General features: G+C 72.3%; 12 protein-coding genes. 3 read left to right on the forward strand and 9 right to left on the reverse strand.

Annotation, left to right across the window (positions count from 1 at the left end; genetic code table 11):
• Positions 1 to 2 precede the first annotated feature (2 nt).
• The 8 genes from mraY to ACT7CP_RS09795 form a co-directional block, all read right to left on the reverse strand.
• On the reverse strand, positions 3 to 1,112 hold the full coding sequence (mraY, locus tag ACT7CP_RS09760; protein ID WP_191146854.1) for a phospho-N-acetylmuramoyl-pentapeptide-transferase: 1,110 nt from the start codon (positions 1,110 to 1,112) through the stop codon (positions 3 to 5).
• Positions 1,106 to 2,515 (reverse strand): UDP-N-acetylmuramoyl-tripeptide--D-alanyl-D-alanine ligase, encoded by a 1,410-nt coding sequence (locus tag ACT7CP_RS09765; protein ID WP_445442057.1) that lies wholly within the window; start codon positions 2,513 to 2,515, stop codon positions 1,106 to 1,108. Before ACT7CP_RS09765 ends, mraY begins: the two co-directional genes overlap by 7 nt.
• A 1-nt stretch (position 2,516) precedes the next feature.
• Positions 2,517 to 4,061 carry a Mur ligase family protein gene (locus tag ACT7CP_RS09770; protein ID WP_445442058.1) on the reverse strand — a complete coding sequence of 515 codons (1,545 nt, stop codon included), beginning with the start codon at positions 4,059 to 4,061 and terminating at the stop codon, positions 2,517 to 2,519.
• A gap of 12 nt (positions 4,062 to 4,073) precedes the next feature.
• Complete coding sequence (locus tag ACT7CP_RS09775) at positions 4,074 to 5,855, reverse strand: peptidoglycan D,D-transpeptidase FtsI family protein (RefSeq protein WP_445442059.1); 1,782 nt, start codon at positions 5,853 to 5,855, stop codon at positions 4,074 to 4,076.
• 91 nt (positions 5,856 to 5,946) lie between these two features.
• Positions 5,947 to 6,621 (reverse strand): cell division protein FtsL, encoded by a 675-nt coding sequence (locus ACT7CP_RS09780; RefSeq protein WP_445442060.1) that lies wholly within the window; start codon positions 6,619 to 6,621, stop codon positions 5,947 to 5,949.
• Positions 6,618 to 7,574 carry a 16S rRNA (cytosine(1402)-N(4))-methyltransferase RsmH gene (rsmH, locus tag ACT7CP_RS09785; protein ID WP_445442061.1) on the reverse strand — a complete coding sequence of 319 codons (957 nt, stop codon included), beginning with the start codon at positions 7,572 to 7,574 and terminating at the stop codon, positions 6,618 to 6,620. The genes ACT7CP_RS09780 and rsmH overlap by 4 nt, the downstream gene beginning before the upstream one ends.
• 103 nt (positions 7,575 to 7,677) lie before the next feature.
• A complete protein-coding gene (mraZ, locus tag ACT7CP_RS09790) occupies positions 7,678 to 8,109 on the reverse strand; it encodes a division/cell wall cluster transcriptional repressor MraZ (RefSeq protein WP_012038555.1) in 432 nt (143 codons plus the stop codon).
• Positions 8,110 to 8,448: 339 nt separating this feature from the next.
• A complete protein-coding gene (locus ACT7CP_RS09795) occupies positions 8,449 to 8,844 on the reverse strand; it encodes a DUF3040 domain-containing protein (RefSeq protein ID WP_413962713.1) in 396 nt (131 codons plus the stop codon).
• A gap of 77 nt (positions 8,845 to 8,921) precedes the next feature.
• Here ACT7CP_RS09795 and ACT7CP_RS09800 point away from each other — a divergent pair, with 77 nt between their 5' ends.
• On the forward strand, positions 8,922 to 10,043 hold the full coding sequence (locus ACT7CP_RS09800; protein WP_445442062.1) for a polyprenyl synthetase family protein: 1,122 nt from the start codon (positions 8,922 to 8,924) through the stop codon (positions 10,041 to 10,043).
• A gap of 53 nt (positions 10,044 to 10,096) precedes the next feature.
• Here the strand turns inward: ACT7CP_RS09800 and ACT7CP_RS09805 are convergent, their stop codons facing one another.
• Positions 10,097 to 10,438 carry an Rv2175c family DNA-binding protein gene (locus ACT7CP_RS09805; protein WP_413962711.1) on the reverse strand — a complete coding sequence of 114 codons (342 nt, stop codon included), beginning with the start codon at positions 10,436 to 10,438 and terminating at the stop codon, positions 10,097 to 10,099.
• Between the two features lie 219 nt (positions 10,439 to 10,657).
• Here ACT7CP_RS09805 and ACT7CP_RS09810 point away from each other — a divergent pair, with 219 nt between their 5' ends.
• The gene (locus tag ACT7CP_RS09810) at positions 10,658 to 11,944 is read left to right on the forward strand and encodes a LysM peptidoglycan-binding domain-containing protein (RefSeq protein ID WP_445442063.1); all 1,287 of its coding nucleotides are present in this window, start codon (positions 10,658 to 10,660) and stop codon (positions 11,942 to 11,944) included.
• Between the two features lie 82 nt (positions 11,945 to 12,026).
• Positions 12,027 to 13,976 (forward strand): Stk1 family PASTA domain-containing Ser/Thr kinase, encoded by a 1,950-nt coding sequence (pknB, locus tag ACT7CP_RS09815; RefSeq protein WP_445442064.1) that lies wholly within the window; start codon positions 12,027 to 12,029, stop codon positions 13,974 to 13,976.
• The last annotated feature ends 9 nt before the right edge of the window (positions 13,977 to 13,985 follow it).

Below are 13,985 nucleotides of genomic sequence, written 5' to 3' on the forward strand. Positions count from 1 at the left end.
CTCTACTGCGTGATCCATTCCAGGTAGAAGGTGCCGACGCCGGCCGCGACCAGCAGGCCGGCGATGATCCAGAAGCGCACGACGACCGTGACCTCCGCCCACCCCTTCAGCTCGAAGTGGTGGTGCAGCGGGCTCATGAGGAAGATGCGCTTGCCGTGGGTGAGCTTGAAGTAGATGCGCTGCAGGATCACCGAGCCCGCGACGATCACGAACAGGCCGCCGATGAAGACGAGCAGGAGCTCCGTGCGGCTGAGGATGGCGAGGGCCGCGAGGGCGCCGCCGAGGCCGAGGGAGCCGGTGTCGCCCATGAAGATCTGCGCGGGCGAGGTGTTCCACCAGAGGAAGCCGATGAGCGCGCCGACGATGGAGGCCGCGATGATCGCGAGGTCGAGCGGGCTCGCCACCTCGTAGCAGCGGTACTCGTTCTGGTAGCTGGAGACGCTGTCGCAGGACTGGTTGAACTGCCAGAAGCCGATGATGACGTACGAGCCGATCGAGAAGATCGAGGCGCCGGCAGCCAGTCCGTCGAGTCCGTCGGCCACGTTCACGCCGTTCGAGGTGCTCGCGACGATGAGGCAGATCCAGACGATGAACAGCGCCGTGCCGATGACCGCGCCGAGCGCCATGAAGTCGAGCGGCAGGTCGCGGAACAGGCTGATGGCGGTGGACGCGGGCGTGAGGCCCGACACGGGGTCGCGCAGCGTGATGGCGAGGACCGCGAAGACGGCCGCGACGAGCACCTGGCCCGCGATCTTCTGCCAGCCGCCGAGCCCGAGGGACTGCTGCTTGCGGGTCTTGAGGTAGTCGTCGAGGAACCCGACGAAGCCGAGGCCCACCATCATGAACACCACGAGCAGGCCCGACGGGGTCACGGGGTCGAACCGGATCCCGTCCCACGTCAGCAGGTGCCCCACGAAGTAGCCGAGGACGCTCGCCAGGATGATGACGATGCCGCCCATGGTGGCCGTGCCGCGCTTGGTGTGGTGCGTCTGCGGGCCGTCGTCGCGGATGAACTGGCCCCACTGCAGGCGGTGGAACAGCTTGATGAACAGCGGCGTGAGGAAGAGCGTGAAGGCGAGCGAGAAGGCGCCCGCGAAGAGGAGGGCTACCACGCGTACTTCTCCCCCAGCTCGTCCCCGAGGAAGCGGAGCCCCGCGGAGTTCGAGGACTTCACCAGCACGAGGTCGCCGTCGCGGAGGATCCGGTTGAGCACCTCGCGGGCCTCGGCGGCGTCCTCGGCGAAGATCGACTCCCCGTCCCAGGAGCCCTGCGCGATGGCCTCGAGGTGCAGGCGGCGCGCGGGCCGCCCGACCACGATGAGCTGGCCGATGTTGAGGCGCACCGCGAGGAGGCCCACGCGGTCGTGCTCCTCCTCGGAGAACTCGCCCAGCTCGCTCATCTCGCCGAGGACCGCGACCGTCCGCTGGTCGGGGCCCTTGATCTGCGCGAGGGTGCGCAGCGCCGCGGCCATGGAGTCGGGGCTCGCGTTGTAGGCGTCGTTGATGACCGTGACGCCGTTGCCGCCGAGCACCTCCATCCGCCAGCGCTCCGCGCGCTGCACGGTCTGCAGGGCGGAGACGATCGCGTCCCCGTCGATCCCGAGCGCCCAGGCGCCGGCCGCCGCGGCCAGCGCGTTGGTGACGTGGTGCTCGCCGAGCACGCGGAAGGACACGGGACGCTCGGAGCCGTCGGGCAGGTGCAGCGTGAAGGTCGTGCCCGCGGCGGACGCGAGGATGTCGGTCGCGCGGACCGCGGCGCGCGCGTCCCGCCCGAACCACAGCACGGGGGCCTGGGTCTTGTCGCTCATGGAGGCGACCCGCGGATCGTCGGCGTTGAGCACGGCCGTGTCCTCGGGCAGGAGGTCCTTCACCATCTCGGTCTTCGTGACGAGCGTCCGCTCGATGCCGCCGAACCCGCCCGCGTGGGCGAGGCCCACCGTGAGCACGATGCCGACGTCCGGCTTCGCCATGCGCACCAGGCGCGTGATCTCGCCGAGCCCGCTCGCGCCCATCTCCGCCACGAGGAAGCGCGTCGTGCGCGTGACCTTGAGCATCGTCAGCGGCGCGCCGACCTCGTTGTTGAAGGACGCGACGGGCGACACGGTCTCGCCCTGGGTGGAGAGGATCGCGTGCAGCAGGTTCTTGGTGGTGGTCTTGCCGTTGGATCCGGTCACCGCGACCATCCGCAGGTCGCCGATCGCGCGCACGCGGGCGACGACCTCGTGGGCCAGCCGGCCGAGCGCGTCGACCACGTCGGGCACGAGCACCTGGGGCACGGGCAGGTCGAGCTCGCGCTCGACGAGGAGGAGCGCGGCGCCCGCCTCGACGGCCTGGGGCGCGAAGAGGTGGCCGTCGGTCTCCTCGCCGGGCTTGGCGACGAAGATCCCGCCGGGCGCGATGAGCCGGCTGTCGGTGTCGACCGCGCCGTCGACGACGGTCTGCGCGGTGGCGTCGCCGCGGAGCAGGAGGCGGCCGTCGACCGCCTCGGCGATCTCGGCGAGGGTGAGGGCGATCATGTCAGCTCCAGCCTGCGTCGCGGAGGGCCGCGCGCGCGTCGTCACGGGCGGAGAACGGGATCTTGCGCCCGGCCACCTCGTGGTAGTCCTCGTGCCCGGGTCCGGCGACGAGGATGGTGTCCCCCTCGCCGACCAGCGACACCGCCGTGCGGATCGCGGTCGCCGGGTCGGGCACCTCGTGGATCTCGCGGTCGGGCACCGCGGCCCGGGCCCCCGCGATGAGCGACGCCCGGATCGACGCCGGGTCCTCATAGCGCGGGTGGTAGTCGGTGATGACCACGACGTCGGCGAGCCGGGCGGAGATCGCGCCCATCTCGGCGCGCTTCGTGGTGTCGCGGTCGCCGTCGGCGCCGAACACCATCACCAGCCGGCCCGGCGTGAAGGGCCGCAGGGCCCGCAGCGTCTGCTCGAAGGCGTCGGGCGTGTGGCCGTAGTCGACGAAGAAGAGGGGACCGCGGTCGCCGGAGACGCGCTCGGCGCGGCCCGGGATGTAGGCCTGGATGCCGCCGTCGCGGTCGAGCACGTGCGCCACGGCGTCGAGGTCGTAGCCGGACTCGACGAGCATCACGATCGCGAGGCCGGCGTTCGCGGCCATGAACCAGCCGGGCACGGGCACGCGGGAGACGAGCACGCGGTTGTCGGGGCCCTCGAGGCGGAAGCCCGTGGAGTCGGGGGTCTGCTCGAGCACCGTGACGGTCCAGTCGGCCTCGACGCCGGGCTTCGTGGAGATGGTCGTGATCGGGATCCTGGAGCCGTCCACGATCCGCTGGCCCCACTCCGTGTCGAGCGACACGACGCCGCGGCGGGCGCGGTCGGGGTCGAAGAACGCGGCCTTCGCCTCGAAGTACTCCTCGAAGTCGGCGTAGTCGTCGAGGTGGTCGTGGCTCAGGTTGATGAAGGCGGCCACGTCGAACACGAGGCCGTCGACGCGGTGGCGGGACAGCGCCTGCGCGGAGACCTCGATCGTGACCGCGCGGACCTCGGCCTCGCGCATGCGCGCCAGGAGCGCGTGCAGCTCGCTCGCCTCCGGGGTGGTGAGGCGGCTCGTGATGCTCTCCTCGCCGATGCGCCGCTCGGCCGTCGAGGTGAGGCCGGTCACGACGCCGAGCTGGCGGAGCAGCCCGTCGAGCAGGTAGACGACGCTCGTCTTGCCGTTGGTGCCGGTGACGCCGTAGAGGGTCGCCGGGTTCTCGGCCGAGCGGTGGACCCACGCGGCGATGTCGCCGAGGGCGGCCCGCGGGTCGGGGGTGAGGATCACCGGCAGGCCGGACGCCTGCGCGTCCGCGAGGCCGTCAGGGTCGGTGAGCACCGCGACGGCGCCGCTGCCGGCCGCGTCGGTCGCGAAGCGCGCGCCGTGGGCGCGTGCGCCGCGGAGCCCCACGTAGAGGTCGCCGGGCTGGACTTCGCCGGACGAGAGCGTGACGCCCGTGACCTCGACGTCGTCCACGTCGCCGACGACGTCGAGCGCGAAGTCGCGCACGAGGCCGGACAGCGACCGTGCGACGGGGTGCTCGGGGCGGAGGGCGGGAGTGGCAGGGGAGGTCATCGCCCTCATCTCTCAGTAGGTCGTCGGGAGGTTCGGGGACGGCACGCTGGAGGGCGGGACCCGGTAGGTCTTCAGGACCTGGGACATGATCTTCTGGAAGACCGGCGCCGCGGCCGCCGAGGACTTCATGGTATCCGGATTGGCCAGGCTGATCGACACGACGTACTGGGGGTCCTCGGCCGGCGCGAGCCCGGCGATCGACACCAGGTAGTTCTTGCCGTACTTGCCGTCGGCCTCCGCCACCTGCGCCGTGCCGGACTTCGCGGCGACGCGGTAGCCGGGGATCGTGAGGTCCTTCGCGAGGTGCCCGGAGGTGACCACCGTCTCGAGCATGTTCACGGTGGACTCGGCGGCCTCCGGCGAGACGACCTGCGTGCCCTCGGTGGAGGGCTGGTCCGTCACGGTGCCGTCGGCCTGCTTGCAGCCCGCGACGAGCGAGAGCGGGAGCTTCACGCCGTGGTTGCCGATGGTCTGGTAGATGCTCGCGACCTGCAGCGCCGTGGTCGTGAGGCCCTGCCCGAACATGGTCGCGTAGTTGGTCTGCGGGTCCCACTCCTGCCACGGGCGGATGAGGCCGCTGCTCTCGCCGGGGAAGTCGATGGCGGTCTTCTCGCCGACGCCGAACGCCTTCAGGTAGTCGTACCGGTCGGCGGCCGGGAGGCGCTCGCCGAGCGCCGAGATGCCCGTGTTGGAGGAGTCCATGAGGACGCCCGCCAGCGTGAAGCGCAGGTCGGGGTGCACGTAGCTGTCGCTGAGCCTCACGTCGGGCCGCGTGAACGTGTACGGCGCGACCACCCGCGTGGACGCGTCGGCCTTGCCGGAGTCGACGAGGGCGGCGGCCGTCACGGCCTTGAGGGTGGATCCCGGCTCGAAGGGCGAGCTGAACGCCCGGCTCCCCCGGTCCTCCGGCTTCGTCGCCGTGACGTCGTTCGGGTCGACGGAGGGATACTCGGCGACCGCGAGGACCTTGCCCGTCTTCACCTCGACGATGGTCGCGTGCCCGTAGTCCGCGCCGACCTTCACGGCCTGCTCCGCCACGGCCGTCTGCGCGAAGTACTCGAGGTCCGTGTCGATGTTCGTCATCACGTCACTGCCGTCCACGGCCTGCTTCTGCGTCACGGTGCTGCCCGCGATGGCGACGCCGTCCGCGCCGCGCTCGTACGTCTGCGCGCCGTCCTGCGCGGACAGGCACGAGTCGTACTCCTGCTCGAGCCCGGCCTTGATGGTCCCGTCGCCCGCGATGTAGCCGAGGATGCTGCCGGCGATCTGCCCGTTCGGGTAGGTGCGGCTCGAGACCGCCTGGAAGTAGATCCACGGGATCTCGAGGTCGCGGATGGCGAGGTACGCGTCCACGTCGACGCCCTTCGTGACGTACGCGAACAGGGACTTGGAGTCCTTCGCGAGGGCGCCGTCGATCAGCCCGTCGATCTCCTCGGGCTTCTGCCCGGTGATCGCACCCAGCTGCGCTTCAGCCTCGGCGAGCGTGACGTCCTGCTTGGCGGGCTTGCCGTCGTCGCCCGTGACGGTGCGCGTGAAGTCGCCGGCCTTGGAGGGGTCCATCGTCACGTCGTAGCGGAGGACGCTGTCGGCGAGGACCTTGCCCTGCCCGTCGTAGATGCTGCCCCGGACGCCCGGGAGCGTCTGCGAGATCGCCCGCTTGCCGAGCGCGGCCTCGTTGAGCTCGGTGGCCTGCACGACCTGGATGTCGATGAGCTTCACGACGAAGACCCCGATGACGGCGAGGATCGCGATGAGCGAGAAGGCGATGCGCCGTCGGTTCGAGATCGTGGTCACTCGGGGATTCCTCTCGGTGCCTGCGGGGCGGTGCGATGCTCGGTCGGAGCGGTGTGGTGCGGCGTCCGCGGCCCCTCAGCGGGGCGCGCGATCAGCGGGTCGTGGGGGTGGGGATCGCCGTGGCCGACGCTAGCCCGGAGGCCGCGCCGGAGGCGGGAGGCGCGCTCACGCTCCCGGCGGTCACGCCGCCCGCGGCCTCGGCGGATCCGGGGATGGCCGAGCCCGGGTCGACCGCGGCGCCGCCGTCCTGCGCGGTGGCCTCCTGGAGGGCGGCCGCGCGCTTCGCCGGGTCGCTCTCGATGGTCAGCGGGACGCCGGAGAGGAGCGAGTTGCCGATGAGCGTGTCCGCGGTGAGCGGCGTGGTCGCGCCGTCCTTCGCCTGCGGCGTGCCCTGGATCGTGCCGTCGAGCGACAGGAAGGAGGGCGACGCGCTCGCGACCATGCCGAGCGCCTGCGCGTTCCGCGCGAGGTTCTGCGGGGACGAGAGCCGGTCGACGTCCTCGGTCAGCGCCTGGTGCGTGCGGTCGAGCTCCTTCTGCTGCTGCTGGAGGGACTGGATGGCGTACGCGCCGTCCGACAGCCCGATCGAGAGCAGGAGCTGGGCGAGCAGGACGACGAAGAGCCCGCCGACGACGATGAGCGCGTAGACGGTGCGCGGCCGCGCGCGCCGCTGCCCGCGGGTGGCGACGACCTCGATGTGGCGCGGTGCGGGCTCGGCGGACGGCCGGATCCGGGGACGCGCGGTCGCGCGTGCTGCATCGGTCATGCGTGTCGCCTCCTGGCTCGTTCGGCGGCGCGCAACCGTACGGATGCGGCGCGGGGGTTCTGGGCGATCTCGTCCTGGTCCGCGAGCTCGGCGCCGCGGACGAGGAGCTTCAGCTCGGGCCGGTGCTCGGGGAGCTCCACGGGGAGGCCGACGGGCGCGGTGCTGGTGGAGCGGGCGCGCAGCTCGCGCTTGACGATCCGGTCCTCGAGCGACTGGTACGACTCGACGACGACGCGCCCGCCGACGGCGAGGCGGTCGATCGCCGCGGGCATGGCCCGGGCCAGCACGCTGAGCTCCTGGTTGACCTCGATCCGCAGCGCCTGGAACACGCGCTTGGCCGGGTGCCCGGCCCGCTGCACGGCGGCCGGGGTCGCCTGCTGGATGATCTCGACCAGCCGCGCGGACGTGGTGATCGGCTCCACCTCGCGCGCCTGCACGATGCGGCTCGCGTAGCGCGGGGCGAGCTTCTCCTCGCCGTAGTCGTAGAAGATCCGCCGCAGCTCGAGCTCGTCGTACTCCGCGACGACCTGGGCCGCGGTCAGCCCGGCTGTCCCGTCCATGCGCATGTCGAGCGGGGCGTCCTGCGAGTAGGAGAAGCCGCGCTCCACGCGGTCGAGCTGGAGCGACGAGACGCCGAGGTCGAAGAAGACGCCCTGCACCTCGCCGATGCCCAGGTCGTCGAGCGCGCGCGCGATGCCGTCGTAGACCGTGTGCACGAGGTGGACCCGGTCGCCGAAGCGGGCGAGCCGCTCCCCCGCGATCGCGAGGGCGTCGGGGTCGCGGTCGAGCCCCACGAGGCGGAGCCCGGGGATCGCGTCGAGGAACGCCTCGGAGTGGCCGGCCATCCCGAGGGTGGCGTCGACCAGCACGGCGCCCTCGCCCTGCAGGGCGGGGGCGAGCAGCTCGAGGCACCGCTCGAGGAGGACGGGGGTGTGGATGTCGTCGAGGGCCATGGCATCCCGCTGCCCTGTCCGCGGCTCCTGATCCCCATCCGTCCCGACCTGCCACCGGGGAAGTGCGGCAGGGCGTCGGACGGCTGGGAGTCAGGGGCCGGGGTCAGAACAGGCCGGGGATCACCTCCTCCGCGGTGTCGGCGAACGCGCTCTCGTTGGCGGTGAGGTACTCGTCCCACGTGCCGGCGTCCCAGATCTCGACGCGGCTGCCCGCGCCGATGACCGCGAGCTCGCGGTCGAGGCCGGCGTAGGTGCGGAGGGCCTGCGGGATGGTGATGCGGTGCTGCTTGTCCGGCGTCTCGGCGTTCGCCCCGGACAGGAAGACGCGCATGTAGTCGCGCGCCTGCTTGCTCGCGAGCGGCGCCTGGCGCATGCGGTCGTGCAGCTCCTCGAACTCGCGCGTCGTGAACACGTAGATGCAGCGGTCCTGGCCGCGGGTCATGACGACGCCGCCCTCGAGCTCGTCGCGGAACTTCGCGGGGAGGATGAGCCGCCCCTTGTCGTCGAGGCGGGGCGAGTGGGTACCGAGGAACACACCGACACCCCCTGTCTCTCCGGCCGTGGTTCAGGACTTGCTCCACTTTACTCCACAGCCCTCCACCGACCGCCAGGGCCTGCGGATGAATTCGCGGGGCACGGGCCCGGATCCCCGTGGATCCGCGGGCAGCAGCAGGGGGGAGGGATGTGGAGGGATCTGCCTCTCCCGGCGCGCCGCGGACACGCAGAAGCGCCCTCCGGGCGGTCGGAGGACCGCGCGGAGGGCGCCGGGGAGGGATCGGGAGGGGTGCCGGGGACAGCGGAAGGGGCCGATCCCGGTTCGGGATCGGCCCCTTCGGGTCGAGTGGAGGGCGGTGGAGTGCCGCTCAGCGGGTGGTCAGTCCTGACCGCCCTGGCGCTTCTCCCAGCGCTCGTTGATCCGGTCCATGAAGGAGGACGAGGTGGCCGGTCTTGCGCCGCCGCCGCGGCCGGGAGCACGCGGGACGTTCGTCGGCGACGGGTCCTCGACGGTGCCGCGCGGGCTGAAGATGAGGAGGGCGCCCACGATCATGATCGCGAAGCCGAGGATGCCGATGATGGCCAGCTTGGTGATGACGCCGGCGGCGAGGGCGGCGATGCCCAGCACGATGACCAGCACCCCGACGACGACCATCGTGTAGTTGGGTCTGCTGCGGCGACCGCTGACGGTCGCCACGAAGTCTGCGTCGTTGTGATAGAGACTGCGCTCCATCTCCTCCAGCAGGCGCTGCTCTTGCTCGGAAAGCGGCATCATGTTCCCCTCAGGCTCGGGACGACGCGTTGGTGTTCACCCGTGGATTCTAGCTCCCTGCCCCTGGCTAGGCTAGGCGGGTGCCCGAAAGCGACCGCCTCGTCAGCCACGTCCAGACCCGCCTCGACGACTTCCTGACGGCGCAGGCGGCGGGACTCCGGGAGATCAGCCCGGATCTTGTGCGCATCCACGAGTTCTCCTCGGATCTGCTGAGAGGCGGCAAGAGGTTCCGCGCCCAGTTCTGCTACTGGGGCTGGCGCTCGGTCATCGACCTCGAGCCCTCCCCCGCGGGACGCCCGGAGGGCGAGGAGCGACCCGGCTACCGCGCCGTCGTCGGCGTGGCCGCGGGCCTCGAGGTCTTCCACGCCGCGGCGCTGGTGCACGACGACATCATCGACCGCTCCGACACCCGCCGCGGCCGGCCGGCCGCCCACCGGCGCCTCGAGACCCTGCACGCGTCGAGCGGCTGGGGCGGGTCGTCGTCCGCGTTCGGCGAGGCCGGCGCCATCCTCCTGGGCGACCTGCTCCTCGGCTGGAGCGACGAGCTCCTCATCGACTCGCTGCTGGCGCTCGCGGACGGAGCCGCCGCCCGGGCTGCTCGCGCCGAGCTCGCCACCATGCGCACGCAGGTGACGGTCGGCCAGTACCTCGACGTGCTCGAGGAGGTGGCATGGCCGACCGTCCCCGAGGACGAGACCCTCGCCCGCGCGCACAACGTGATCGTCTACAAGTCGGCGAAGTACAGCATCGAGGCGCCGCTCGTCGTGGGTGCCAGCCTCGCGGGGGCCACGCGCGAGCAGGTCGCCGCGCTGCGGGCCGTCGGCCTCCCGCTCGGGATCGCGTTCCAGCTACGCGACGACGTGCTCGGCGTCTTCGGCGACAGCGACGTGACGGGCAAGCCCAGCGGGGACGACCTCCGCGAGGGCAAGCGCACGGTCCTCATCGCGCTCGCGCGGCGGCGGCTCCCCGACGGCGTCCGTCGCACGGTGGACGCGCTGCTCGGGGATCCCGACCTCGATGACGAGCAGATCCGCGCGCTCCAGTCGATCCTGCGGGAGAGCGGCGCCCTGGACGAGGTGGAGGGCATGATCGCCCGCCACGTGCGGGAGTCGCTCGCCGCTCTGCGGGAGGCGCCCATCGGCGCGCGCGCCCGCAACCAGCTCGAGCTGCTCGTCGACAGCGTCACGCGTCGCGTCACCTGACCTGACCCGGCCCTGGGGCCGTCGCGGATCGCACTGAACGCGGGTGGAGCGGCTCAGGCGGTCGCCTGCGCCACCCGTCGCACCTCGGCCTTGCGTCCGGCCAGGAGCGCGTCGACGGGAGCGGTGCCGAGGCTCGGCTCCTCCGTCAGCAACCAGTCCATGGCCTCCTCGTCGGTGAACCCGTTGTCGCCGAGGACCATGATCGTGCCGCGGAGCTCGGACAGCGGCTCGCCGTCGCGCAGGAACACGGCCGGGACCTTCAGCACGCCGTCGAGGCGGACGGCCAGCAGGCGCCGGTCCTCGATGAGCCGGCGGACGCGGCTGACGGTGAGACCCAGGAGGTCGACGAGATCGGGGACGGTCAACCACTCACGGTCGGAATAGGGCTCGTTCACGTCTCACATGCTGGCACGTCCCGGCCCGCCGGCGGGACAGCGGTCGCCGCCGGAGACCCAGGGAGGCGGTGAGGGCGGATCCGGCTGCCCATCCGCCGAACAGGCGTGTCGCTGATCACTCCAGCCACATCCGTCACTTATGTGCGCTCTGCTTCCCCTGCGTGTTAACGTGGAACACCTGCATCAGGGAATCGAGCACGACGGCCGGAGTAGACCAACATGCCCATGACCGAACCCACCCCTCCTCGCGACCCCAGCCGGTCCGCGGACACCTCGACCGGACGCTCGGCAGCCCGCCGCTCCAAGGCGCTCCTCGCCACCATGCCGATCGTGCTGGTCGGCTCGCTCGCCGTGAGCCTCGGGATGGCGACGCCCGCCGAGGCCGCTCCCGTCAAGCGCGTGCCGAAGGCCAAGTCCGGCCCCGCGCAGACGAAGATCCCGCGCATCGCCGCGCCCACCGTCGCCCCGGCCGCCGCGCCCATGGTCGCCGCGCCCGCCACGTACGTCGTCGAGCAGGGCGACACCGTCTCCGGCATCGCCGGCCGCTTCGGCCTCTCCACCGCGTCGGTGCTCGCGCAGAACGGCCTCGGCTGGAAGACCACCATCTTCCCCGGCCAGACGCTCACCCTCGGCGGCTCCGGCGCCTCCTCCTCCACCCCGGCGCCCGCGACCGCGACCGCGCCCAGCGGATCCGGGGCCGGCTACACGGTCGTGGCCGGCGACACCGTGTCCGGCATCGCGGGCAAGCACGGCGTCTCGACGTCGGCCGTCCTCCAGGCCAACGGGCTGCGGGCCACGAGCACGATCTTCCCCGGCAACCGGCTCACGATCCCCGGCGCCTCGGCTCCGGCCGCACCGGCTGCCCCCGCCGCGCCCGCCAGCGCGTCGCCCGCCGCCACGGCGGGTCTCTCCGGCACCTACACGATCGAGACCGGCGACACGCTGCACAGCATCGCCCAGGAGTCCGGCGTCACGGTGCAGGACCTCCTGAACGCCAACGGCCTCAACTGGTCGAGCATCATCTACGCGGGCAGCAAGCTCACCATCCCGCACGCCTCCGCCGCGGTCGTGCAGGTCGCGTCGCTCCACGGGACGACGATCATGACCGACGAGATGCGCCGCAACGCGAGCGTCATCGTCCAGGTCGGCCGGTCCGCCGGCGTCAGCGACTACGGGCTCGTCATCGCGCTCGCGACGGCGGCGCAGGAGTCCACCCTCCGGAACCTGGACTGGGGCGACCGCGACTCCATCGGCCTGTTCCAGCAGCGTCCGAGCCAGGGCTGGGGCCAGCCCGCCCAGCTGAACGACCCCGTCTTCGCGTCCCGCGCGTTCTTCGGCGGTCCCGTGAACCCGAACCCGGGAGCCACGCGCGGGCTCCTGGACATCGCCGGCTGGAAGTCCATGACCGTCACGCAGGCGGCGCAGGCCGTCCAGTACTCGGCCTACCCGGACGCGTACGCCAAGTGGGAGGCCTCGGCCTGGGCCTGGCTCGACGAGATCGGCTGACGCCGATCGGCGTGCGCACCCGCGCGGCGGCGCTCCGGTGTGCCGGGGAGGCCCGGACAGCCTCGATCCCTAGAATCATCCAGTGACCTCCAGCCCGACCGACCCCATGATCGGCCGTCTCCTCGACGGTCGGTACCAGGTCAGGTCCCGCATCGCGCGCGGCGGGATGGCGACGGTCTACGTCGCCACCGACCTGCGCCTGGAGCGCCGCGTGGCCGTCAAGGTCATGCACGGCCACCTCGCCGACGACAGCGCGTTCCGCGACCGCTTCATCCAGGAGGCGCGGTCCGCCGCGCGCCTCGCGCACCCCAACGTCGTGAACGTCTTCGACCAGGGCCAGGACTCCGACATGGCGTACCTCGTCATGGAGTACCTGCCCGGCATGACGCTCCGTGAGCTCCTGCAGGAGTACGAGCGGCTGACGCCCGAGCAGACGCTTGACATCCTCGAGGCCGTGCTGTCGGGGCTGGCGGCCGCGCACAAGGCCGGGATCGTGCATCGCGACCTCAAGCCCGAGAACGTGCTGCTCGCGGACGACGGGCGCATCAAGATCGGCGACTTCGGCCTCGCGCGGGCCGTCAGCGCGAACACCGCGACGGGCCAGGCGCTCCTCGGCACGATCGCGTACCTCTCCCCCGAGCTCGTCACCCGCGGCATCGCGGACACCCGCAGCGACATCTACGCCGTCGGCATCATGATGTACGAGATGCTGGCCGGGGAGCAGCCCTTCAAGGGCGAGCAGCCCATGCAGATCGCGTACCAGCACGCGAACGACCAGGTGCCGACGCCCAGCACCGCGAACGCGTCCGTGCCCGTCGAGCTCGACGAGCTGGTGCTGTGGGCGACCGCGCGCGATCCCGAGCAGCGCCCTCGCGACGCACGAGCTCTCCTCGACGAGCTCTACGCCGTGCAGAACCGGCTCGACGCCCGGTCCGGCGACCCCGCGCCGCTCCAGCGCACCGTGGTCTTCCCCAGCGCCCCGGCGCTACCGCCCGTCACGACGGGCGAGACGCAGGTCGTCGGCGGCCCGCCCGTCATGCTGCGGCAGGAGACGGAGCGCTCCGAGCCGGAGTCCGTCGCCGCGCTGGCCGCGGCCGGACAGCGCCGTCGCGCGCGCGGCTGGGTGCTCGCTCTCCTCATCGTCATGCTCGCTGCCCTCGCGGGCGGCACCGGCTGGTACTACGGCCAGGGACCCGGAGCGCGCGTGCCCGTCCCGACCGTCACGGAGATGGCGGTGGACGACGCCGCGGGGACGCTGCAGGGCCAGGGCTTCGTGGTCGCGCGCGCCGAGGAGCCGAGCGTGGACGTCGCCGTGGGGCACGTGACCCGCAGCGATCCGGAGTCGGGCACCCCCGTCGACCAGGGATCCACCGTCACCGTCTACGCCTCGACCGGGCCGCAGCTCCTCGACGTGCCCGACGTGGTCGGCAGCACGGAGGGCGATGCCCGCAGCCGGCTGGAGGGCGTGCCCTTCGTGGTGCAGGAGGCGACCATCCGCCAGTACGGCGACGCGGAGGAGGGCACGGTCGTGCAGGTCCTCGACGCCGCCGGCGCGCCCATCGGCGCGCAGTACCCCGAGCAGCAGCCCGTCACGCTGGTCGTCGCCGCCGGCCGGATCCCGGACGTGCACGGGCGCTCCGTCGACCAGGCCGTCGCGACGCTCGCCCAGGCGGGCCTCGTCGGCGAGGCCGGCAAGCAGAGCTTCAGCGACGACGTGGAGAAGGGCGAGGTCATCTCGGTCTACCCGCTCGACCAGAACCCGGTCCGCTCCGGGCCCGACGGGGCGCCGGGCAGCAAGGTGGGGCTCGAGGTGTCGAAGGGCCCCGACCTCGTGGCCGTCCCGGCGGTCGTGGGGCTCACGCGCGACGAGGCGAAGGCGGCGCTCGACGCGGCCGGCTTCAAGTACGCGTACTCCGCGTTCTGGGACGCGCTGCCCAACAGCATCACCCGGGTGGCCTCGGCGAGCCCCGAGGCGCAGGCGCTCGCGCGGCGCGGCTCGACGGTCAACCTCGGCATCACGGCCTCCGGCTGACCCCGCTCC

The sequence above is a fragment of the Clavibacter rahimiani genome, from assembly GCF_052654495.1.

Coding starts and splice junctions, on each gene's coding strand:
- ACT7CP_RS09765 (WP_445442057.1), bottom strand. CDS start 2,515: ATGATCGCCCTCACCCTCGCCGAGATCGCCGAGGCGGTCGACGGCCGC.
- ACT7CP_RS09770 (WP_445442058.1), bottom strand. CDS start 4,061: ATGACCTCCCCTGCCACTCCCGCCCTCCGCCCCGAGCACCCCGTCGCA.
- ACT7CP_RS09780 (WP_445442060.1), bottom strand. CDS start 6,621: ATGACCGATGCAGCACGCGCGACCGCGCGTCCCCGGATCCGGCCGTCC.
- rsmH (WP_445442061.1), bottom strand. CDS start 7,574: ATGGCCCTCGACGACATCCACACCCCCGTCCTCCTCGAGCGGTGCCTC.
- ACT7CP_RS09795 (WP_413962713.1), bottom strand. CDS start 8,844: ATGATGCCGCTTTCCGAGCAAGAGCAGCGCCTGCTGGAGGAGATGGAG.
- ACT7CP_RS09810 (WP_445442063.1), top strand. CDS start 10,658: ATGCCCATGACCGAACCCACCCCTCCTCGCGACCCCAGCCGGTCCGCG.